Source organism: Micromonospora sp. CPCC 206061 (genome assembly GCF_036906915.1).
In the GTDB taxonomy this organism is placed as follows: domain Bacteria; phylum Actinomycetota; class Actinomycetes; order Mycobacteriales; family Micromonosporaceae; genus Phytohabitans.
Genome location: NZ_JBAKHX010000005.1, coordinates 103,270 through 125,440 on the forward strand (window position 1 = coordinate 103,270; position 22,171 = coordinate 125,440).

General features: G+C 71.5%; 10 protein-coding genes and 1 pseudogene. 10 read left to right on the forward strand and 1 reads right to left on the reverse strand.

Features of this window, described 5'->3' with window-relative positions; all coding sequences use genetic code 11:
- Positions 1-21: 21 nt before the first annotated feature.
- A complete protein-coding gene (locus tag V6V89_RS06545) occupies positions 22-3,102 on the reverse strand; it encodes a non-ribosomal peptide synthetase (RefSeq protein ID WP_334618047.1) in 3,081 nt (1,026 codons plus the stop codon).
- A gap of 232 nt (positions 3,103-3,334) precedes the next feature.
- Here V6V89_RS06545 and V6V89_RS06550 point away from each other — a divergent pair, with 232 nt between their 5' ends.
- From V6V89_RS06550 to V6V89_RS06590, 10 genes and pseudogenes are all read left to right on the forward strand, one after another.
- The gene (locus V6V89_RS06550) at positions 3,335-8,731 is read left to right on the forward strand and encodes a type I polyketide synthase (protein WP_334618048.1); all 5,397 of its coding nucleotides are present in this window, start codon (positions 3,335-3,337) and stop codon (positions 8,729-8,731) included.
- Positions 8,718-10,901, forward strand: coding sequence for a lantibiotic dehydratase (locus V6V89_RS06555; RefSeq protein WP_334618050.1), 2,184 nt, complete (start codon positions 8,718-8,720; stop codon positions 10,899-10,901). The genes V6V89_RS06550 and V6V89_RS06555 overlap by 14 nt, the downstream gene beginning before the upstream one ends.
- A gap of 114 nt (positions 10,902-11,015) precedes the next feature.
- Positions 11,016-11,930 carry a quinone oxidoreductase family protein gene (locus V6V89_RS06560; protein WP_334618052.1) on the forward strand — a complete coding sequence of 305 codons (915 nt, stop codon included), beginning with the start codon at positions 11,016-11,018 and terminating at the stop codon, positions 11,928-11,930.
- A complete protein-coding gene (locus V6V89_RS06565) occupies positions 11,917-16,746 on the forward strand; it encodes an amino acid adenylation domain-containing protein (protein WP_334618053.1) in 4,830 nt (1,609 codons plus the stop codon). Before V6V89_RS06560 ends, V6V89_RS06565 begins: the two co-directional genes overlap by 14 nt.
- Complete coding sequence (locus V6V89_RS06570; protein ID WP_334618054.1) at positions 16,743-17,813, forward strand: GNAT family N-acetyltransferase; 1,071 nt, start codon at positions 16,743-16,745, stop codon at positions 17,811-17,813. The genes V6V89_RS06565 and V6V89_RS06570 overlap by 4 nt, the downstream gene beginning before the upstream one ends.
- A 7-nt stretch (positions 17,814-17,820) precedes the next feature.
- Positions 17,821-18,012 (forward strand): annotated as a pseudogene (locus tag V6V89_RS41620) (acyl carrier protein); the annotation flags it as partial.
- A 24-nt stretch (positions 18,013-18,036) separates the two neighbouring features.
- The gene (locus V6V89_RS06575; protein ID WP_442935083.1) at positions 18,037-18,912 is read left to right on the forward strand and encodes a spermidine synthase; all 876 of its coding nucleotides are present in this window, start codon (positions 18,037-18,039) and stop codon (positions 18,910-18,912) included.
- The gene (locus V6V89_RS06580; RefSeq protein WP_334618056.1) at positions 18,876-19,631 is read left to right on the forward strand and encodes a thioesterase II family protein; all 756 of its coding nucleotides are present in this window, start codon (positions 18,876-18,878) and stop codon (positions 19,629-19,631) included. The genes V6V89_RS06575 and V6V89_RS06580 overlap by 37 nt, the downstream gene beginning before the upstream one ends.
- Positions 19,616-20,977: an enoyl-CoA hydratase/isomerase family protein gene (locus V6V89_RS06585; protein WP_334618057.1), complete on the forward strand. Its 1,362-nt coding sequence runs from the start codon at positions 19,616-19,618 to the stop codon at positions 20,975-20,977. Before V6V89_RS06580 ends, V6V89_RS06585 begins: the two co-directional genes overlap by 16 nt.
- Positions 20,950-22,164 (forward strand): CaiB/BaiF CoA transferase family protein, encoded by a 1,215-nt coding sequence (locus tag V6V89_RS06590; RefSeq protein WP_334618058.1) that lies wholly within the window; start codon positions 20,950-20,952, stop codon positions 22,162-22,164. Before V6V89_RS06585 ends, V6V89_RS06590 begins: the two co-directional genes overlap by 28 nt.
- Positions 22,165-22,171 lie beyond the last annotated feature (7 nt).

Here is a 22,171-nt window from a genome sequence, read left to right on the forward strand (position 1 = left end):
TCCCGAAATCCCGCCGCATCGTCACACCCCCGCCGATCGCCGATCCTGGACGAGCCCGGCCAACGCGCGGGGCGTCGGTGCGGCGAGGACCTCACTCAGCGACACCTTTACCCCGGTGGCCCTGGTCACCTGCTGGGCGAGTTTCGCCGCCAGCAGTGAGTGGCCCCCTCTCTGGAAGAAGTGTGCCTCGTGATCCAGGTCCGGCGCCCGCAGCAGACTCCGCCAGAGGGCCACCAGCTCGCCGACCAAGCCGTCCCGCTCCGGTGCCACGATCGCGGGGTCGCGCCGCGGAGCCACCACCCGCTGTCGGGCCAGTGCGGTCAGAGCGGGGTAGTCCACCTTCTCGTTGCCGGTCGTCGGCATCGTCGCCGTCACCACCACGTCGCCGGGAACCATGAACGACGCGAGCCGCTCCCGGGCGAACCGCCACACCTCGTCGGTGATCTGCCGGTCCCGCTTCGCGGTGTCCGTCCCGCCGGGCTGGACGAATGCCACCAACAGCCCGTCGGCGCTCGGGTCCCCGACCAGCACCACCGCCGCCGCCTGTACCACCGGGTGCTGTTCCAGCACCGCCTCCACCTCGCCGAGTTCGATCCGGTGGCCACGCAGCTTGACCTGACGGTCGCTACGTCCCGATAGTGCGAGGGTGCCGTCGTGCCGCCATCGGCCGACGTCGCCGGTCCGGTAGTACCGGCCCGCAGCGCCCCGTTCGACGAAGCGCTGCGCGGTCAACTCCGGACGGTTCAGGTAGCCGATGGCGACCCCGTCTCCGCCGATGCAGACCTCGCCCGGTAGGCCCGGCGGCCGGTCCCTGCCCTGTCCGTCCACGACGACGACGGTGGTGTTCGCGATCGGCCGTCCCACCGGGACCTCGGTCTCGACCTTGGTCACCGCGGCGCTGGTCGACCAGATCGTCGTCTCGGTGGGGCCGTACACGTTCCAGAGTCGGCAGCCGGTCGCCAGCAGCGCCTGGGCCAGGTGCACCGGCAGCGGCTCACCGCCACAGAGAACCCGGCGTCCGCGCAGCTGACCGCTCGCCTCCGTCACCGCCAACCGCCAGGTGGTCGGTGTCGCCTGCAGCACCGACACGTCGTACCGCTCAACAAGACCGAGCAGGGTGGCGCCGTCACTGCGAGCATCATCGCCGGCCACCACCACCCGGGCACCGGCGACCAGCGGCAGGAACACCTCCAACGCGGAGATGTCGAACGCGAAGGTCGTCAGCCACAGCAGGGTGTCCCGGCTCGACACCTCGAGTTCGACGGCGAAGTGCTGGACCACGTTCGCCAGGTTGGCGTGGCTGATCACCACCCCCTTCGGCAACCCGGTCGAGCCCGAGGTGTAGATGACGTACGCCGGTTCCTCCGGGTCCTGTTCCGGCCACGGACCCGGGGCCGGCCGGACCGTGTCGAGGCCGACCACCCGGCAGCGGGGTGGTACCACCCCCGGCGGTGGCTCACGGTCCGCCAGCAGCACCCCGACCTGGGCATCGTCGAGTTGGTACCCCAGCCGCGTCGCCGGCTGCTCCGGATCGAGCGGCAGGTACGCCGCCCCGACCAGCCAGGCTCCCAGGGCGGCAGCCGCGCACGCGGGACCGCGTTCGGCGTACAGGCCGACGGTCGCCCCGCTGCCCACTCCGAGGCGCGTCAACAGCGCGGCGGTGCCGGTCGCCCAGTCCCGCAACTCGCGGTAGCTCCACGCGGCCCCGTCGCGGTCGACCATCGCCGTCGCGTCCGGGCTCGTCGCCATCCGGTCGGCGATCAGTGCCGGCACGGTTCGCCGCGAGTGGGCGCGGGCGGCGGCGGCCTGGGTGGCGGCGACGGTGGCCCGGTCGGCGTCACTCCACACGTCGAGGTCACCGATCGGCATGTCGGCCCGCTCCGGCAACCGTTCCAGCACCGCCTCGTACCGGGCCAGCAACGCCTCGATGTCGTCCGGCTGGTGGATCTCGGTACTGTGGACCGCCTGCAGGGTGATCCCGTCGCCCTCGTACCGCACCACGAGTTCGAGGTCGACCCTGCTGTGTCCGCCCTCCACCTCCAGCGCCTCGTACGGCAGTTCGTCATCGCCGTCGGTCAGCGCTTCCGTGAGTGGCCGGAAGTTGAACATGTGCCGGAACGGTGGGACCCACCAGGCGGTCTCAGCGCGTGGACGGGGCAGCGCCAGCTCTTCGTACGAGATATCGGCATAGTTCATTGCCGTGACGAACAGCTGGCGGACATCCCGGACGAGTTCGTGGAAGCTTCGTTCTGGCGGCACCGCCATCCGCAGTGGCAGCGTGTTCATGTAGTAGCCGACCGCGCGGCGGGCGGGACCGTCCCGCAGATCCACCGGCACCCCCACCACCAGGTCGCCTCCGGCGCCGTGCCGGGCCAGCAGCACGTAGTAGAGCGCCAACAGCACGATGTTGTCGGTCGCCCGGCACTGCCGGCGCAGCTGGCGCATGGCGGCGGTCGCTGCTGCGGAGAGGCGTCGGGTGACGGTGCCCCCGACGAGGGACGGCACGTCAGGATCCGGCCGGCCGAAATCCAGGACGGCCGGTGCCACGGTGAGGTCTGCAAGGTGACCCCGCCAGAACTGGGTGCTCGCCGCCTGCCTGGTGGCGCGGGGCGGTGCCGGCACCGGATCCGCCAACGCCACCGGCGGTCGACCGTCCGCGAGCATCCGTGGGTACAGGACCGCGAACTCCCGGAGCAGCACCGAGCACGAGACCGCATCGACCGCGAGGTGGTGCAGGCACAGACAGACCACGTCCCGGTCCGGACAACGCACCAGGACAACCCGGATCGGGAGTTCGGCGACCAGGTCGATCGGCCGCGCCGCAACCGTCCGGCACACCTCGCCGATCTCCTCGACCGTCGCCTCCACCAACTCGAACGGTACGGCTGCGCAGTCACCCACCACCCGTTCCGGCTCGTCGTCGACGATCCGCAACCGGGTGAGCAGCGCCGGGTGCCGCAGCGCGAGGTGGTCCACCGTCGCGCGGACAGCGGCCACGTCCAACTGCTCCCTGGTGACCAGGGCGACCAGGATGTTGTTGATGCCACTGGCCGGAAGCAACTGTTCCAGTAGCCACAATGCCCGTTCCTTTGCCGACAACATGTCTCACCTTCAGCGCGAGAGGGATGCCAGGTGCCGCCGTCACGACACCGGGCCACCATCATGAACCGTAAACGGCCAGGCGGGGTTATCCGGGCGCCAATTTTTGGTGGCTGGCTTTCGCGCCACGCCGACCGGGACCGGCGTACCTGACGGAATCAATTCCTTTGCAAGTCCGGTGCAATTCCGCTCCTGTATGGTCGCCGCCGACGTTCCACCGATGTGAGGCCATTCGATGAGCCAATTACCTCCGGGCGACCATTCCTTAACCCCACCGATTGCCGATGCCATCGCCATCATCGGGGTAGCGGCCCGGCTGCCGGGGGCGCGCGATGTCCGGGAGTTCTGGGACAACCTCCGGGCAGGCGTGGAGTCGATCGAGCACTTCGACCTCGCCGTCGCGCGGGACCGGGAGCCCACCTCCACGGCGGTGGACGCGCCCCACTATCGGCCGGTGACCGCGACCGCAGCCGACCTGGACCAGTTCGACCCGGAGTTCTTCGGCTTCACGCAGCGCGAGGCGGAGCTCTGCGATCCCCAGTTCCGGCTCTTCCTCGAGCTTTCCTACACCGCGCTCAACGACGCCGGATACGACCCGCGCCGGATCGGGCGGCAGGTGGGGGTCTTCGGCGGCGCGACCACCAACCGGTACCGGTACGACCACATCGAAAAGAACCGGGCCGTCCGCCAGTCGGCGGGCCTGACCAGCATGAGCAGCGGAAACAACGCCGACTACATCGCGCCGCTGGTCTCCTACCGCCTGGGTTTCACCGGACCGAGCGTCTCGGTCTACACCGCCTGCTCCACCTCGCTGGTAGCAGTGCACCAGGCGATGCAGGCACTGCGCCGGGGCGAGTGCGAGGTGGCGATCGCCGGTGGGGTCCAGGTCGACGTGCCGCTCGGCGGCGGCTACCCGTACCTGGAGGGCGGGATCATGTCCCGGGACGGGCACGTCCGCCCATTCGCCGCCGACGCCACCGGCACGATCTTCGCCGACGGCGGGGCCCTGGTGGTACTCAAGCCGCTGGCCGACGCCGCAGCCGCCGGCGACCAGGTGTACGCGGTGATCCGGGGATCGGCGGTCAACAACGACGGCGACCAGCGGGTCGGGTTCACCGCTCCCGGAGTCGAGGGCCAGCGGGCGCTGATCCAGGCTGCGCTGGCCGACGCCCGGGTCCACCCCGAAGAGATCGGAATGGTCGAGGCGCACGGCACTGGGACGAAGGTCGGAGACCCGATCGAAGTTGCGGCGCTGACCGCGGCCTACCGGGAACACACCACACGCCGCCGGTACTGCTGGCTCGGCTCGGTGAAGGGAAACGTCGGGCACCTCGGCCCCGCCGCCGGCACCGTCGGACTGCTCAAGGCGATCCTCGCCGTACGCGACGGGATCATCACCCCCAGCCTCCACTGTGACGACCCGAACCCGGCGTTGGAACTGCAAGACTCCCCGTTCCGCCTCGCCCACGACCTACAGGCGTGGTCCGACCCCGAGTGGCGGACCGACAGGGCACCCCGGATCGCCGCAGTCAGCTCCTTCGGCATCGGTGGCACCAACGCCCACGTCATCATCGAACAGCCACCGGCGAGACCGGCGTCGCCGCCACTGGCCAGCCCTGTGCTGTGGCCGATCTCCGCACGCTCCGCCGAGGCACTCACCGCCACCCGCACGGCTCTCGCCGAGCACCTCCAGGACACCAGGCACGACCCGGCCGAGGTGGCCTTCACCCTCCAGGAGGGCCGGGCCGCCTTCCCGCACCGCATGCTGCTCAGGGTTACCGATCCGGCCGCGGCCGTCGCACAGCTGACCGATCAGTCGACATTGGACACCCTTGCCGGGGTCGCCGGGTCGCCGAAGGTCGCGTTCCTCTTCCCTGGCCAGGGTGCCCAGTTTCCCGGCGCCGGGCGCGAGTTGTACCGGACCTTTCCGGTCTACCGGGACGCCGTCGACAGCTGCGCCGACCAGCTGGTGTCCTGGCTCGGTATCGACCTGCGACAGCTCCTGCACGCCGAGGCGGACGACGACGAGGCTGCGGCGAAGCTCAACGAGACCGCGGTGACCCAGCCGGCACTGTTCACCGTCGAATGGGCGTTGGCGCAGTTGCTGCTCTCCTTCGGAGTCCGGCCGGTGGCGTTGCTGGGCCACAGCATCGGCGAGATCGTCGCGGCGACGCTGGCTGGGGTGTTCCCACTGCCGGACGCGCTGACTCTGGTCGCCCGACGGGGACAGCTCATGCAGGCGCTGCCGCGCGGTGGCATGCTCTCGTTGCCGCTGGGCAGGGACGCGGTCCAGTCGATGTTGCCCACCGAACTGGACATCGCCGCCAGCAACTCACCGTCCTCCTGCGTCGTCTCCGGTGAGATCGCCGCCGTCGAGCAGTTCGCCCAGGAGTTGGGCGACATCGGGATCACCGGTTCGGTCCTGCGCACCTCGCACGCCTTCCACTCCCGGATGATGGAGCCGATCTGCGACGAGCTGGCCGCCCTGGTGCAGAGCTTCCCCCGACAGGCACCCCGGCTGCGATTCGGGTCCAATGTGACCGGTGACTGGATCACCGCCGAACAGGCGACCAGCCCTGCGTACTGGGCCGCACACGCACGCCAGGAGGTACGGCTGGCGGACTTCCTGGCCCGCCTCGAAGAGCTACCGGGGGTGGTGCACCTCCAGGTCGGGCCGGGGCAGTCGATGTGCACCTTCGCCCGGCAGCACGCCGCCAGCCAGAGCCGTTCGGCGACCGCACTGACCACGATGGCGCCACCGAACGGGAACACCGCGGACACGACGGTGCTGGCCACCACCGTCGGCCGGCTCTGGGTGTCCGGCGCCGACATCGACTGGGCGGCGGTACGCGGCGGCTCTGGGCGACGGACGAGCCTGCCCGGCTACCCGTACCAGAGACGGCGCTGCTGGGTGGATCCAGACCCTGCGCAGCCCGGCTCGGACGACGTCCTCGAGGTTCCCACCGATCCGCTGCTTACACCGCTGTACCTGCCCGCATGGCGGTCCCGACCGGCGCCACGCCGGACCGGCAGCCTGCTCGGCCAGACCTGGCTGGTCCTCGCCACGCCCGACCACCCGGTGGCCAACGGGATCATCGCGGCGGCCTGGCAGCGGGACGTGCTGGTGCTGACCGCGTACTCCGGTCCGGGTTTCGTGACCGGACCGGACGGCTACGAGTTCGACCCGGACCGTGTCCAGGACGTGGAGCTGCTGGTGGAGGCGGTACACGAGGCGGGTCTGCTGCCCGACCGCATCGTCTACGCCCTCTTCGAGGACCCCGACGACGACCCGGGACAGATCGCGGTTCGCGCCTACCAGCGGATGGCGGCCCTGGCCAAGGCCCTGCTGCGCAGCTTCCGGGCGGAGGTGGAGGTGGTCGCGATCACCGACCGGGTCTGGTCGGTGAACGGTGAACCCGCATGGCCGGCCGGCGCCACGATCGCCGGCCCGCTGCGGACCCTGCCCCGGGAGCTGGGCGCGGCACGGGTCCGGCAGATCGACGTCTCCCTCGCCGACACGGGCGTCGCGTCGGCGGTGGTCAGCGAGATCAGCGGCGACGGCGACGCGGAACTGGTGGCGCTGCGTGGTCGTCGGCGCTGGGTCCACCATCACGTCTCGATCCCGAACGAGCAGGTCCCGGCGACCCACCCGACCAGCCGCCGGGAGGTCCTGCTCATCACCGGCGGGCTCGGCGGGCTCGGCCTGGCGATCGCCCAGGACCTGGCATCCCGGCAGCCGACGGATCTCACCCTGCTCGGCCGGACCGGGCTACCGGACCGGGCGAGGTGGGACGATCCCGATGTCCCGGCCGGGACCCGGGGCCAGATCGCGGCGGTCCGGCGGATCGAGGCGACCGGCTCCCAGGTGCTGGTGCTGCGGGCCGACGTCACCGACGCCGAGGCGATGGCCGCCGCCGTGCACCGGACCCAACAGGAACTTGGTCCGATCACCGGGGTGGTCCACGCTGCCGGGATCGCCGGTGGCCAACTGCTGGCCCTGCACGATCCCGAGGCGGCCGAGCGGATCCTCGCACCGAAGGTACGCGGCACGCTGGTCATCGACGCCCTGATCCGCGCCGGGCGGTTGCCGGCACTGGACTACCTCGCCCTGTTCTCGTCGATCGTCGCGGTCTCGGCCGACTACGGACACAGCGACTACGCCGCGGCGAACACCTTCCTCGACGCGTACGCCACCTCCCGGGCGGACGGCACACCATACGTGGTGGCGATCAACTGGTGGGGTTGGGAGGAGGTCGGCATGGTGTCGACCGACCGGGCCGCGGAGGGGTTCCGCACCCTGCGGCGGCTCCGGGGCGGCTCCTCGGTCACCACGCTGGACCACCCCCTGCTGCATCGTGCCGCCACCGACGGGGAGGGCTGGTCCTTCGAGGTCGACCTGGATCTCGACGGGCACTGGGTGCTGACCGACCACCAGATCGACGGGGTCGGGGTGCTGCCCGGCACGAGCCTGCTGGAGATGGCCCATACCGCGGCCCGGCACGCTCTCGGCGCGGTGCCGATCAGGCTGGAGGACGTCGTGTTCATCGACCCGGTGCGGATCACCGGGCCGGTCACCGGAACGGTCACCCTCACCCCGGAGGAGTCCGGCGGTCTCGAATTCGCGATCCGGTTCGCCTCGACGGGGCAGCCGGCGACGACGCACTGCCGGGGCCGGATGCGGACCGCACCGGACCGGAACTCCACCGGCTTCGACCTCGCGGAGCTCCGGGAAGGGTTGATCGAAGCGGATGCGCACCAGCCGTACTCGGGGCTCGTCGAGTTCGGTGAACGGTTCCGGGCGGTCCGCCGGTACTGGGCCAAGGACGACCGGGGGTTGGTCGAGCTGGAACTGCCGGCGGTCGGCCGGGACGACGGGGACCGGTACACCCTGCATCCGGCCCTCCTGGACCGGGCGGTGTACGGGCTGGCTGGCGCTGCCGGCCACCGGTACCTGCCGTTCCTCTACCGCTCGGTGGAGGTGCACCGACCGATCCCGCCGCGGTGCTGGGTGGTGCAGACATACCACAATGACCCGGCCAGGCCCGAGTTCATGGAGATCGACGAGCTGATCGTCGACGACACCGGCGCGGTCTGCGTCGCCATCGAGGGATACACACTGCGGAGTGTGGACCACGCGGCGGCGACCCTGCCGGGCCGACCGGCGGAGCCTGCCGACATGACACGCGGCACCGGGATGCTGACCAACGCCGAGGGCGGCGAGCTGTTCCGGCGGATCCTGGGGTTGCGGCCGGGACCTCAGGTCATCACGTCGGTCGGCTCACTGCCGCAACGACTGGCCCAGGCCCGCACCTTCGACCAACAGGCGGTCGAGGCGGGGCCTGCGGCCACCGAACCGGTCCGCACCATCGGCACCACATTCGTCCCGCCACAGACCCCGGTCCAGCGGGAACTTGCCCGGCTCTGGTGCGAGTCCCTCGGGATACCGGAGGTCGGGATCGACGACGACTTCTTCCTGCTGGGCGGTTCGTCACTGACCGTCGTCCAGCTTGCTTCGCGGATCAGGGAGACGTTGTCGGTGGAGCTGTCGGCCGCGGACATGTTCGAGTATTCGAGCATCCGCAAGCTGTCGGGTGTGCTGGGCATCGGCGGGGGGACCGATGCGACCGGCTGAATACGCGCTCGGCCACCAGGGGAGGTGGCAGGTCTGGCCGAACCTGAGGGCGCGTACCGCCGGCATGCCCTTCGACTGGATCGAGATCGCACCGACCGGCGACTTCGCACGCGATGCGGAGGCAGCCCAGGCCGCGGTGGCCAGCCTCGACGGACAGCCGCTGTTCCACGAGGCCCTGCTCTGGCAGAACCCAGCGTTCCACCGCCGCCGGTACCGGTCCGACCGGCCCGCGCGAAAGCCGAGCAAACAGCGCGAACGGGACCGCACCCTGTGGGCCTACGCCTCCCGATACTGCGCCAAGAACGACATGATCGGCTTCTTCGGGCCGGTGGTGTGGGGGCAGTGGACCGACGATCCCACCACGATCGGTGCGGCGGGTCGGCCACCCCGGCGCAGGGGTACGTACTTCGAGTACTGGGCGATCCGAGCCGTCGCCGCCGCCCTGAACGAACGGCACCGGCTGGACCGGTGGACCGCCCCGTCCCGGGCCCCGGTCACCGACCTCGCGGACGGGGTCCTGTTGCTCGCCGACGGCACCGAACTACAGTGTCCGCCGCTGCGGGCCCGGGTGCTGGAGCTGTGCGACGGCCGGCGCACTGTCGACGACATCGTCGCCGAACTGCCCGACCACGGGCGGGAAGCGGTGCTCGGCGAGATCGGCCGGCTGCGCACGATGAAGCTGCTGACCAGCGGGTTCACGGTGGTTCGCGGAACCGGGCCGGAACGGCGGCTGCGCGGGCAGTTGCTGCGGGTGACCGACCCGGACCGCCGGGCCGCCGCCTTGGCCGACCTGGACCGGATGGTCGAGGCCCGTGACCGGGTGGCGGCGGTCCGTGCCGACCCACCCGCGCTGGACGCCGCCCTGGCCGACCTCGACACCCGGTTCGTCGAGGTCACTGGCGAGGCGGCGCACCAACGATCCGGGGAGTTCTACGCGGGGCGGACGGTGGTGTTCCAGGACTGCCTCGGCGACCTGGACGTCTCACTGAGCACCCGGCTGCTCGACCGGGTCGGGCCGGCCCTGGACCTGATGCTCACCGGCGCCGCGTGGTACTGCCGGCGCACCGCCGCCGAGTACGAGGCGTGGCTGACCCCGCTGGTCGACCCGGTGGCCGGGACACCGCTGATGGACGTGTTGGGTGTGGTCGCCCGATCGGCGACGTACGGCGAGTCGTCGCCACCCGCCGACAGCGCCGCAGCCGAACTGCGGCAGCGCTGGGAGCGGCTGTTCGTGCCCGACCCTGACGCCCGCGGCGTGGCACTGACCAGCACGGAGCTGCGGGCCGGGGTCGAGGCGGCGTTCCCAGCCGGGCCGCCGTTATGGGCCCAGGCCCGCTGGCACAGCCCCGACCTGATGATCGGGGCAACGGACCTGGAGCAGGTGCGCACCGGTCGGCCGACGTTCGTGCTGGGCGAGCTGCACCCCGCTATGCAGACCATGGACGGGCTCTCCGCCTACGAGTTTCACCCGGACCGTCCGACGCTGCACCGGCTTATCGACGAGGTGATGGGTGAGGACCGGATCCTCCCGATCTACCAGCTGGGGACCGGTGTGCTCAATTCCCGCACGGTACCGCCGGACACCTACCTGTCGGCGCGCTACCGCTATCTCGGGATGGGCGGCGACACCCCGTACGGGCCGGCGGAGCGGCTGCTGCCAGCCGCCCGGCTGCGGCTGCGGCGCAGCGCCGCGGGGCTGGTGGCGATCGACGTACGGGGCGAGTTCGAAGCCCCGGCCGTGCAGGTGTTCGGTGACTTCCTGTCCCACGCGGCGGCGCAGCGGTTCGGCCTGCTGCCCGCGCGCCCACACCAGCCCCGGGTGACCGTGGACGACCTCGTGGTCAGCCGGGAGTCGTGGATCGTGCCGCCGGAGCGGCTGGTGGGCCGGGGGGCCGCCCTGCACGCCGCAGCGGGTGGGCTGCGGGACGAACTCGGCCTGCCCCGGCACGTCTTCGCGATCGTCGCCGGGGAGCGGAAGCCGTTCCACGTCGACCTGGCGAATCCGCTATCGCTGTCGGTGCTCAGCCACCGGCTGCACCGGCGGGGCGACACCCAGCTCCGGCTCACCGAGATGCTGCCGGGTCCGGACCAGCTGTGGCTGCGGGACGAGCACGGCCGGCGGTACACCGCCGAATTCCGATTCGTCTGCGTCGATCGGTACGGGCGGTGAGCGCCCGCTGGCGGTCCAGTGAGTCATCCGACCCGATCAACTCTGATCACGGACTAGGAAGCAGGCACAGTGAAGGCTGTCGTGGTACGCGATTTCGGCCCCGCGGAGTCACTGGTGGCAACGGAATTCGACGAACCGGTGCCCGGTGAGAGCGAGGTCCTGGTTCGGGTCGGCAAGGCCGGCATCAACTTCGCCGACAGACACGTCATCGAGGGTTCCTACAGCTACCGCCCGCCACTGCCGTATGTACCGGGCATCGAAGCGGTCGGCACCGACCCGGACGGCCGCCGGGTCCTGGCGTTGCCCCGTACCGGTGGCGCCTGGGCGCAGTGGGTCGCCGCCCCCGCCGCGACGTTGGTCCCCGTCCCCGACGCCATCACCGACCTGGAGGCGCTCGCGGTGGCCAACCAGGGTTTCGCGGCCTGGCACATCCTGCGTACCGCCGGCCGGATGACCCGGCAGGACACCGTGGTGGTCAGTGCCGCCGCCGGTGGGGTGGGGTCACTGGCGGTACAGCTCGCCCGGGCCTGGGGTGCCCGCCGGGTGATTGCGGTCGCCTCCACCGCCGCCAAGCGGGAGCTGGCGGTACGGCTCGGTGCCGACGTCGCGATCGACCCGACCGGTGGTGACGTCGCCGACCGCCTGCTGGCCGCGAACGACGGCAAGCCGGTCGACCTCTATCTGGAAATGGCCGGGGGACCTGCCATGGACGTCGCCCTGGCCACGCTGGGCCGGCTCGGCCGACTGGTCACCTACGGCTCCGCGGCGGGGCGGGCCAGCAGCCCGATCCGGCCCGAGTCACTGATGCAGGGCTCACGCAGCATCGTCGGATTCTGGGCGAACGACCTGGTCACCCGGTATCCACGGATCACCGCCGAGACGATGACCGGCCTGTTCGGGATGATCGGTAAGGGCACCCTGGTGCCGGTCACCGAGCACGTGTACCCGCTGGCCGAGGCGGGCAGGGCGGTCACGGCGCTGGCCAACCGGGAGACGACCGGAAAGCTCATCCTCGATGTCACTGCCTGAGCCGGGCCTGTTCGCGCTGGTCAACGCGGCCGGTCAGGCGGCACCGGAGCGGACCGCGATCCGGTGCGGCGACGAGTCGGTCAACTACCGCGAGCTGCTGGAGACGGCGTCCTGGCTGGCGGAGCGGCTGCGGGCGGCGGGGGTTGGCCGGGGCGACGTCGTCGCGGTCTTCGCCGGGGCGTCGACCGGATACGTGATCGGTGTCCTGGCCGCACTCGCCGCCGACGCGGTCTTCCTACCGGTCGACCCGGAGCTGCCGCCGGGCCGGATCGCCACCGTGCTCCGGGAGGCGGCCCCGGCCGCTGTCCTGCAGGCCCCGGGTCTCCCACCGGCGCCGACCCCGGCGCCTGTCGTCGCGCTGCCGGCACGACCGGTCGGGTGGCACGCCGGTGAGCGGTGTCCGGGGGATTTCCCGGTCGCGCACGGGGAGGAGCCGGCGTACCTCATCTACACCTCCGGGTCCACCGGCACTCCCAAAGGGGTGTTGTGCCACCACCGAGGGCTCACCAACCTGCTGACCGACTTCTCGGCGCGACAGCCCCTGGAACCGGGGGCTGTGGGCACCATGTGGGCGTCGATCGGCTTCGACGTCTCGGTGTACGAGATCTTCTCGGTGCTGCCGGCCGGCGGCACCCTGCTGGTCGTCCCGGCGCAGACACGGCTCGACCCGGAGGCGTTGTTCGCCCTGCTGGCCCGGGAACAGGTGGCGCACGCATACCTGCCCACGGTGTTGCTCCCGGCGCTGCGTGCATGGCTGGACACCCATCCGGGCGAGCTGCGGTTGCGCCGGGTGATGGTCGGCGTGGAGCCGATTCCGGAACGGCTGCTGCGCGACATCGCCGCCAGGGTGCCGGGGCTGGCGCTGATCAACGCGTACGGCCCGACCGAGACCCACGTCATCGCCACGGCGTACGACATCCGGCTCGACGACCCCGAACCGGACGACGGCCGGGCCCCGATCGGGGTCGCCGTCCGCGGGGTCACCACCCACCTGCTGGACCCGGATCGCGAGCCGGTCCCTGACGGGGAGGTCGGGGAACTCTGGATCGGTGGGGTCCAGGTGGCACTCGGTTACCACCGACGCCCCGACCTCACCCGGGAACGGTTCCTCCCCGACCCGTTCAATGAGGCGCCCGCCGCCCGCCTCTACCGAACCGGCGACCTGGCAAGACGCCGACCCGACGGCAATCTCGTCTACTGTGGACGGATTGACCGGCAGGTGAAGCTGCGGGGGTTCCGGGTCGAACCGGAAGAGGTGGAGGCCGTCCTCGAACGGCATCCCGGCGTCGGGACCGCAGTCGTGGTACAGCCGGAATCCGCCGGCGAGGCCCTCTGCGGCTACGTCACCGGCACCGCCACCCCGGCCGAGGTGCTCGACCACGCGCGCGATCTGCTGCCGTCGTACATGGTGCCGCACTGGGTGGTCGTCGTCGACGCCCTCCCGCTAACCGTCAACGAGAAGGTCGACCGGGTGGCGCTGGCCCGGCGCCCCCCTCCGGTCGTCGCGCCCGTCGACGACACACCGCGGACCGAGACCGAGGAGGCGCTGGCCCGGCTGTGGGCCGAGGTGCTGGGCCTGGACCAGGTCGACCTCACCGCCGACTTCGCCGCCCTGGGCGGGCACTCGCTGGCCGCCGTGCGGCTCTGCGGGCGGATCCGGCGCGACTTCGGCATCGAACTGCCGGTGGCCGAGGTGTACCGACTGCGTACCGTCCGCGCCATCGCCGAGACGATCGGGGAGCACCCCGGCACACCCGTGCTCCCGGTCGAACGGCCGAGTCGGCGGATCGGGCCGCTGTCCGCCGCACAGCGGGCGTTGTTGCTGCTGCACCAGCTGTATCCGGACTGTCGGGCGTACACCCTGCCGGTACTGCACCGGATCACCGGCGAGCTCGACATCGCCGCCCTGACCAGGGCGCTGGACCTGGTGGCCCGTCGGCACGCCGCACTGCGTACCACCATCGAGTCGGTGGCCGGCCGGGACGTGCAACGGGTCGTCGAGTTCGCGTCGGTCGAGCTCGCGGTGGTGCCTGTCAGCGAAGCGGAACTGGCTGCGCGGTGCGACGCGGAGAGCAGCCGCGCCAGGTTCGACCTCGCGGGTGGCAGGCTGTTCCGGGCCGTGCTGTTCCAACTGGGACCAGGCCGCCACGCGCTGCTGCTGCTCGCCCACCACATCGTCGCCGACGGTTGGTCCTTCACCGTGCTGCAGCGCGACCTCGGGCTGGCCTACACGGCGGTACGTGCCGGTGCCGATCCGGCCTGGGAACCGTTGCCGGCACAGTTCATCGACCTGGCCGCCGAACAGGCAGCCTCCGCGCACCACCAGGCCATCGCCGCCGAACTGGACTTCTGGCGCGCGGAGCTGGCCACCATCCCGCCGCCGCTGCGGCTGCCCGGGCAGCGTCCCCGCCCGGCACGGCCACGGTTCCAGGGCGGGCGGGTGACGGCGCCGCTGCCGTCGGCCACGACGGCGGCCGTCCGGGACCTGGCACAGCGGCTGCGCACCACCGTCTTCACCGTTCTCGTCACCGGCGTCCAGATGATCCTCGCCCGGTACTGCGACCGTGCGGAGTTCCTGCTCGGCATGCCGGTGGCCGGGCGTGACGACCCGCGCGCCGAAGACCTGGTCGGATTCTTCAACAACTCCCTGGTGCTGCGCTGTGAGGTGCCCCCGACGGCGACGGCGGCGGACCTGATCGCCGCCACCCACCGCCGGTTGATGGCGGCCTTGGCGCACCCGCACGTACCGTTCGACGTGCTGGTGCGTGAGGTCAACGCCCCCCGCGTCCCGGGCGCCAATCCGCTGTTCCAGATCTGGTGCAACATGCTGTCGTACCCAGCGGCACCACTGCGGCTGCCCGGCTGTGCGGTCGAGCCGCTGCCCGCGCCGCTCGCCGGTGCCCTCTTCGATCTGACCTGGTACTTCGTCCAGGACGGTGACGAGTTGAGGCTGGAGGTCGTCTACGACACGGACCTCTTCGACGAGGGGCAGGTCGAGGCGATGGCCGGCCACCTGGCGACCCTGTTGCCGCTCATCGCGCGGGAACCGGCGGCGGCGCATTCCGACCTCGACTTCGGAGTGCACGACCCGGGGCGGGAGCCCACCGAGTTCGTGGCCCCGGGCCCCGGGATCGCCGAGCGGTTTCGGCAGGCCGCCGAACGGCACGGCGACGCGCCGGCGATCGGCGACACCCAGACCTATGCGGACCTCGCCGCCACGGTCACGGAGCTGGCCGCGAGGTGGCGCGGGAAGGGACCGGTCGGGATTCTGGCCGCACGGACCCCCGCGGTGGCGGTCGGGGTCCTCGCCGCGCTCACTGCCGGTGTCCCGTTCGCGTTGTTCGACGCGACCCAGCCACCGCGACGACTACACCGGATGATCTCGCAGGTTCAGCTCGGCAGCTGGTGGGACGCCACCGACGGGCAGCATCCGGGCCTGGCCGACCAGCTCGGCGAGCACGCCCTGGCCGGCGGTGCCCCGGTACCGGCCGACGCCGCGTACGTCACCTTCACCTCGGGCACCACCGGCGAGCCGGTGGCCATCGCCGCGGCGGCGGAGCCGCTGCAGGCGTTCGTGCAGTGGTACGAGCTCGAGCTCACCCGGCAGGACCGGTTCGCGCTGTTGTCCGGGGTGGGCCACGATCCGCTGCTGCGTGACCTGCTCACCCCGCTCTGCATCGGCGCGCGCCTGTTCGTACCGCCACGGGCGGCGGCGGAGTCTCCGGTCGAGATGGTGCGCTGGCTCGCGGAGGTGGCACCCACGGTGCTGCACCTGACACCGGCCATGGCACGGGTGCTCGGTGCGGCTGCGGTTGCGGAAGGGGTCAGGCTGGACTCGGTCCGGCTGGTCGGGTTCGGCGGGGCGGCGGTGACCCGGAGCGGGCTCTCCGACGCCCGCGTCCTCTTCCCCCGGGCCCGGCTGCTGTCGTACTACGGCACCACCGAGACCCCACAGGTGGCCAGCGTGGCCGAGGCAGGGGTGGAGGGGGTAATCGGTTCCGGGAGCCCGGCCGCGCGGTTGTCGGTGGTAACCCCGACCGGCTCCCCAGCGCCGGTGAACGGCACCGGTGAGATCGTGGTACGGAGCCCGTACCTGGCCCTCGGGTACCTCACCGACCCGGCCCGGACGGCCCGTCAGTTCCGGACCAGGGACGGGGTGCGCGAGTACCACACCGGTGACCTGGGCTGGCGCCGACCGGACGGCCGCATCGTGCTCACCGGCCGTGCGGATCGGCAACTGGCGGTCAACGGGCTCCGGGTGGAGCCGGCGGAGCTGGAAGCCGTCGCGCGGGAACACTCCCAGGTCAGCGACTGTGTCGTGACCGCGACGGTCCGGTCGAACACGACCGAGGTGTTCGCGTTCGTGGTCGGGAACCCGGAGCGGCTGACCGATGAGGCGGTGCTGCGGCACTTCGCGGAGCGACTGCCGGCGACGATGACCCCCACCCGGGTGGTGGTCCTGCCAGAGCTGCCGCTGACCCCGAACGGCAAACCGGATCTGGCCCGGCTCGCGGCACTCGCGGAGACCGCGGACGAATCCGGCTCCCTGCGCCAGACCGAGGACATCACCCTGGTCGCCACGATCACGCAGGCGTGGCGCACGGTTCTCCACGTCGCGGAGGCCCCGCCACCGGACGCCAACTTCTTCGACTGCGGCGGTACGTCGGCCGACCTGCTGAGGGTGCAGACCGAACTCGCCCGCCGCTTGTCACGTGAGGTGGCGCTGCTGGATCTGTTCCAGTACCCGACGATTGCCAGTCTGGCGGCGGCCCTGGCCGATGACGGGGGCGCGGCGGTCGGCGAGGTGCGTCGATGACCCAGTCCTCTGGAGTCCGGATCAGCACCCGTCTCGCTGATGTCGTCACCGGTCGCGATGACGTACTGCTCGACGACGTCGACCGGCGGGAGCTGATCCGGGCGGAACGCGCCCTCGCCGAGGTCGGCCAGTCGGCCCGGTACGTCGTCGTCGAGGACCGGCCGGGGATCCCGATCGGCCTGCTCCCCATCTACCCGGTGACCCGGCCGTACCGGGTGACCCCACACCCCCGGCTGGTGCTCGGCGGCTCGCGGGTCACCCGAGGTTGGCGGACCGGCTGCTACCTGGGCTCCCTGGGCCGGGCGTCCGGGTTGGTCGTGGTGGCGCCCGGGGCTCCGCCGAAACCGGTCCGCGAGGCGCTCGTGCGAGATGCCTGGCGGCTGGTGACCGCGGAGGCCGACCAGCTCGACTTCGCCTGTTTCCCGCTCCTGGACGCTGAATCGCTCGCCGCCGTGCTGCCACAGGTCGCCGCCCAGGACCCGACGCTGGTGACGAGCGACGAGCCGTACATCCCGATCCGGTTCGACTCCTTCGCCGGATACCTGGCGACGCGGCCACGGAAGCAGCAGGCGATGATCACTCGGGAGCAGCGCCGGTTCCAGGGGGCTGGGCTGCGGATCGTCGAACTGGACCTGCTCACGCGTCATTCGCGACTGGCGCCGCTGCTGCGCAATGTTGAGCAGAGATACACGGTGGCCGGCACCGTCGAGGACTACGCCAGCTACCTGGCCGGCATCGCGGAAACCCTGGGCGACCAGGCAACCTGCCTGGTCGCCTGCCACGAGGATGACCCGACGGGACAGGATCCGGTCGCGTTCACCGTCGTATCGCGACAGGACACGGTGCGGCGGATCCGGTGCTGGGGCTGTGACCCTTCCCGGGTCGAGGGCACCTACGCGTATTTCAACATGGTCATCTACGAACCTCTCCGGCGCGCGATCGCGACGGGCGCCCGAAAACTGGTGCTCGGTCGCGGCAGCACCGAGGCCAAGCGCCGGCGCGGTGCCGAACTGGACCGGAAGACCAGTGTCGCGGTGGCACTGAACCCGATAGATAGCACGAGGTGAGGAAGAGATGTCCGACGATCTCGTCGCCACCCTGGTCACCATCTGGCGAGCCGCGTTGAAGAATGACGTGCTCGACGCGGAGAGTGACTTCGTGGAGTTCGGCGGTACGTCGCTGACCGCGGTACGGATCCAGGCCATGATCCGCTCGGAACTGGGCAAGGACGTCGACCTCCTCGACATCCTCGACAACCCGACCCCGACCGAGCTGGCCCCGGCGGTCACGGTGGCGCCCGAATGGACAGGGAGTGGCCCTGAGCCGGGACAGGACGAACGGGTCGAGGTCCGGGTCGACTCCGGCACGGCCGTGCTGGTGCGAGATCCGGACCGGCCGCGGGCGTACACCCTGCTGCTCGACGGCGTGCCGCAGTCGCATGTCGACTTGGACGACCCCACCCGGCTGGAATTCGACTACATGCGGCGCATCGCCCATGTCGTCGATGCTGGCCGGCCCCGGCAGACTGAGATCGACATCCTGCACCTCGGCGGCGGCGGGTTGACACTGCCGCGGTACTTCGCCGCCACCCGCGTGGCGAGGCAGTACGTCGCCGAAGCCGACGGCGCCCTCGTCGACCTGGTGCGGCGGGAGCTGCCGCTGCCATCGGCCGCCCGGGTCGACGTGCGGGTAGGGGACGCCCGTGCCGTGCTGACCGACACCCGCGACGGCCGGTACGACGTGATCATCGCCGATGTGTACACGGCACTGGCTATCCCCGCGCACGTCCTGGCGGTCGAGTTCGTCGAGGAGGCCGCCCGGGTGCTGCGCCCCGGCGGCCAGTACGTGGCGAACATCGCCGACGGCGGTCCACTCACAACTGTCCGGTCCCAGCTGACGAGCCTACGAACGGTCTTCCCGTACGTGTGCCTGCTCGCCCACGACGAGACACTGCGGGGCCGCCGGTCCGGCAACGTCGTCCTGGCAGCGAGCGACACCCCGCTGCCCGTCGACCCCCTGCTCCGTCACCTGACAGGTGACCCGTCCCCGTGTCGCCTCGTCGACGGTCCTGACCTGGACACCTTCGCTGCCGGAAGCCCTGACGTCTCCGAGGTTCCGGAGGTGATGGTGTGGCCCGAGGCCGCTTCAAGGACCCCACGTTGGTGAGCCTGGCCAGCCCTGACGAGGAACCGGAGCTGGACCTGTTCCTCCTGCCCGGCGCCGGGGCCGGACCGAGGTCGTTCAGCAACTGGGCCGGGTCGGTGCCGCCGAGTTGGCGGGTCACCGCCGCCTGTCTGCCTGGCCGGGACCGCCGCACCGGTGACCCGTTCGTGACGTCGATGGCGGAGTGCGCGGATCTGCTGGCGGCTGCGGCCCGGGAGCTCGACCGACCGCTGGTGCTACTCGGCCACAGCCTCGGCGGCATGCTCGCCTTCGAGGTGGCCAAGCGGGTACCGGTGGTGACGATCTTCACGGTGGGCTCCTCGCCGCCCGACCGCATCGTGGACACCGGTGGCGGCTCCGACGAGATGATCGACCGGATGGTCCGCGAGATGCTGCACAACGCCGGTGTCCCGGACTCGCCGGTGCTGGACGGCCTGGTGGATGTCGTGTCCCCGATCATGCGGGCCGACCTGGAGGTGGCGCGCAGTTGCCGGGCACCGGAGCCGCGAGGTGTCGGATGCGACATCGTCTCCTACTACGGCGCGGCGGACATCATGCCGGCGCTGTCGTGGCAGCCGTTCACCACGGCCCACGCCGACGTGGTGGTGTACGACGGTGACCACTACGCGGTCCACACCGACGTCCGCTGGTTCGTCGCGGACATGACGTACCGGCTGGCCACCCGCGGAACTCTTGGGAGCGTGGTATGGGAACACACCTAACCAGCCAGCATTGGGCCGCCCGCAGCCCGCGGGTGACGGGCGGGTTCGCCGCGGACACGGCCGCGGTCGCCGACCATCTCGCCGCCGGCGCGGACCTGCTGGGTCGGTTGCCCCACAAGCCGGACCGGGGCCCGGACGAGCGGGCCGCCGCCGCGCGGATCCACGCCGTCTGCCGCCGCACCCGCAGGGCGTATCTGCGGCGGCACGGCGACGCCTGGTACGACGAGCTGGCCGGTGGGTGTCACGGGATGCGGCTGGCCGACCTGGTCGCGGCGGCCACCGCCGGGCATCCCGGACTACTGCCCGACCCGGCCGCGTTGGCGATAGAGGCCGGTCGACCGCAGCGGGACAAGGAAGGCTACGAGATCGACCTGGGGATGGTCGCCGCCTCCTGGCTGCGGTCCGACCGGGTCGGACCGCACCTGGTGCATGCGATGCTCCAACCGACTGCGGCGGCGCGGGAACTGCTGGCGGAGTTCCGTCGCGACGGGCAGGTCGACCTGGGCACGGTGATGGTGGCGCGGGACGGCCACGTCGGTCACGTGACCATCCGCAACGAGCGGTTCCTCAACGCCGAGGACGACGCCACCGTGGCGGCGCTGGAGACTGCGGTCGACCTGGTGCTGCTCGACGACGGCATCGAGGTGGGGGTGCTGCGCGGCGGTCCGGTGGCGCATCCGCGCTACGCGGGGCGACGCGTGTTCAGCTCCGGCATCAACCTCACCTACCTGTACCACGGCCGGATCACGCTGCTGGAGTTCATGCTGCGGCGGGAACTGGGGCCGATGAACAAGATGCTGCGGGGGCACCGGCTCGGCGACGACCCGTACGACGACCTGTCGCTGGGCCCGGACGCGTCCAGCAACGAGAAACCGTGGATCGGTGTGGTGGACGCGTTCGCCATCGGCGGCGGCATGCAGCAACTGCTGTTGCTGGACCACGTGGTGGCGGCCAGCGGGTCGTACCTGCGGATGCCGGCGCTCAACGAAGGCATCGTCCCGGGCAGCGGGAACCTGCGGTTGACCCGGTTCGCCGGCACGCGGCTGGCCCGGCGGGTGATCTTCAGCGGCGTGACCCTGCCGGTGGAAGATCCGGAAGGGCGCCTGTTCTGTGACGAGGTGCTGCCGCCGGAGGCGCTCGAGGACGCCGTGGCAGCGGCCGCGGAGCGGCTGCGCAACCCGTCGATCGTCGCCAACCGCCGGTTGCTGCTGCACGCCGAGGAACCTCCCGACGCCTTCCGGAGGTACCTGGCGGGGTACGCCTGGGAGCAGGCGAACCTGCTGCACAGCGCAACGCTCATCGAGAAGTTGGAGCGGACATGGATGGTGCGGCCGCGGAGCCTGTGACATCGGCCGGCAGCGCCCCTGTGACACCGGCCGGCAGCGCCGGCGTGGCCGGTGGTGGGCCACTCGCGGGGCTGCGGGTCGTGGAGATGGCGGCCGTCGGCCCGGTGCCGTTCGCCGCGATGCTGCTCGCGGACCTCGGTGCCGACGTGGTGAAGGTGGACCGGCCGACCACGGTCGCCGATGCCGGCGGACCGTTGCACCGGGGTCGGCCGTCGGTCGCGGTGGACCTGGCCCACCCCGAGGGCGTGGAGGTTGTGCTGCGGCTCGTCGAGTCCGCGGACATCCTGCTGGAGGGGCAGCGGCCAGGGGTAATGGAAGGGCTCGGCCTCGGTCCGCAGGTGTGCCGGCAACGCAACCGGCGGCTGGTCTACGGGCGGATGACCGGCTGGGGCCAGACCGGTCCCGCGGCACGTACCGCCGGCCACGACATCAACTTCATCGCGGTCGCGGGGGCGTTGCGGAGTTTCGCCGCGCCCGGTGCGGCCCCGGTACCGCCGCTGAACCTGCTCGGCGACTTCGGTGGTGGCGGGATGCTGCTGGCGTTCGGCGTGATCTGCGCGGTGCTGGAGGCGCGCGGCTCCGGACACGGACAGGTGGTCGATGCGGCGATGGTGGACGGCACCGTGCTGCTGACGACCATGCTGCACGCCATGTTGGCGCGCGGTGAGTGGACCCGCGAACCCGGCACGAACCTGCTCGACGGCGCGGCGCCGTTCTACACCGTGTACGAGACCGCCGACGGCGAGTACGTCAGTGTCGGTGCTGTCGAGCCGTACCTCTACCGGGTGCTGCTCGACCGGGTCGGCTGGCGGGAGGCGGACCTGCCGGACCGCGACGACCGGTCGCAGTGGCCGGAGCTGCGGCGTCGGTTCGCGGCGCTGTTCCGGACCCGGACCCGGGACGAGTGGTGCCGGATCTTCGACGGCACCGACGCGTGCGTGACGCCGGTGCTGTACGCGGACGAGGCGCCGGACCACCCGCACCACGTCGCTCGCGGCACGTTCGTGACCCACGACGGGACGGTGCAACCGGCGCCGGCGCCGCGGTTCAGCCGTACCCCCGGCCGTATCCACCGGCCCGCGTCGCTTCCCGGGGCCGACACCGACGAGACGCTCACGGCGTGGGGATTCGACCCGTCGGAGATCGAGTGGTTGCGCGGCGAGCGTGCGATCGGCGAGCCGCGCTGAGCGCCGT

Coding starts and splice junctions, on each gene's coding strand:
- V6V89_RS06585 (WP_334618057.1), top strand. CDS start 19,616: ATGGGAACACACCTAACCAGCCAGCATTGGGCCGCCCGCAGCCCGCGG.
- V6V89_RS06570 (WP_334618054.1), top strand. CDS start 16,743: ATGACCCAGTCCTCTGGAGTCCGGATCAGCACCCGTCTCGCTGATGTC.
- V6V89_RS06590 (WP_334618058.1), top strand. CDS start 20,950: ATGGATGGTGCGGCCGCGGAGCCTGTGACATCGGCCGGCAGCGCCCCT.
- V6V89_RS06545 (WP_334618047.1), bottom strand. CDS start 3,102: ATGTTGTCGGCAAAGGAACGGGCATTGTGGCTACTGGAACAGTTGCTT.
- V6V89_RS06555 (WP_334618050.1), top strand. CDS start 8,718: ATGCGACCGGCTGAATACGCGCTCGGCCACCAGGGGAGGTGGCAGGTC.
- V6V89_RS06550 (WP_334618048.1), top strand. CDS start 3,335: ATGAGCCAATTACCTCCGGGCGACCATTCCTTAACCCCACCGATTGCC.
- V6V89_RS06565 (WP_334618053.1), top strand. CDS start 11,917: ATGTCACTGCCTGAGCCGGGCCTGTTCGCGCTGGTCAACGCGGCCGGT.